At 69.3% G+C, this 742-nt stretch carries 2 protein-coding genes; both read right to left on the bottom strand.

The annotated features are described in order from the left end of the window. A partial coding sequence (locus tag NS334_RS17135; RefSeq protein WP_153002835.1) for a TonB-dependent receptor plug domain-containing protein occupies positions 1-512 on the bottom strand: 512 nt, incomplete at its 3' end. A 53-nt stretch (positions 513-565) separates the two neighbouring features. Further along, positions 566-730, bottom strand: coding sequence for a hypothetical protein (locus NS334_RS19505; RefSeq protein WP_428835075.1), 165 nt, complete (start codon positions 728-730; stop codon positions 566-568). Positions 731-742 lie beyond the last annotated feature (12 nt).

Here is a 742-nt window from a genome sequence, read left to right as displayed (position 1 = left end):
GTGTTGATCGGAATGCCGTCCATGTAGAGCTGGATGCCGCGCAGATGGAAATTGCGCGACAGGCCGGAGCCGCGGATCGACAGCCGCGTATCGTCGCCCCATTTCGGCTGCGCGAACACGCCAGGGACATAATCGAGGATGTCCTTGATCGTGTTGGCCACGGTGGAGTTGCGATAGGCCTCGGCCGGCACCAGCGCGACGCCGCCGGGCGTGTTGTTGATCTCCTTGAGCGCCTGCTGCGCCGACAGCACGGCGAGTGCGGCACGGGTGCCGCCGCCCTCCCCCGCGGCCGCTTGCGCCGGGGCGGCAGGACCGCGCGCGGCCCGCGCCGGCGCGCTACGCGCGGCGCGCCGCTGCGGACGCACCGATGCGTCGCGCCGTGGCCGGGGCGCGTCCACCGTGACGGACGGCAGCGTCGATTGCGATGTGGATTGAGCGTTGGCAGGCGAAATGAATGCTGCGGCAGCGCCGGCGAGCGCACAGGCGCGCAGCCGCGCGGATGCGGATGACATGACAGGACTCCGGATTTGATCTGACGAACGAAGGGGCGCCGAAGCGCCGGCGGTCAGGTCAGTGTCGGAGGCCCGCGGGATTGATGATCATAGGATCGGAAACGTGCGACGAACCGCACCTCGAATGCACGGACCGTCGTGAGCGCGATCGGCAGCCGCGCTCCAAACGCGAACGCCGGCGGCGGTAGCGCGCCGGTGACGTGATGACCGATGCACAGCGGACAGTGGAT

Origin of the sequence: Sphingomonas endophytica (assembly GCF_001476895.1) — a bacterium.
GTDB lineage: Bacteria > Pseudomonadota > Alphaproteobacteria > Sphingomonadales > Sphingomonadaceae > Sphingomonas > Sphingomonas endophytica_A.
This window is presented reverse-complemented; position numbering and strand designations above follow the sequence as displayed.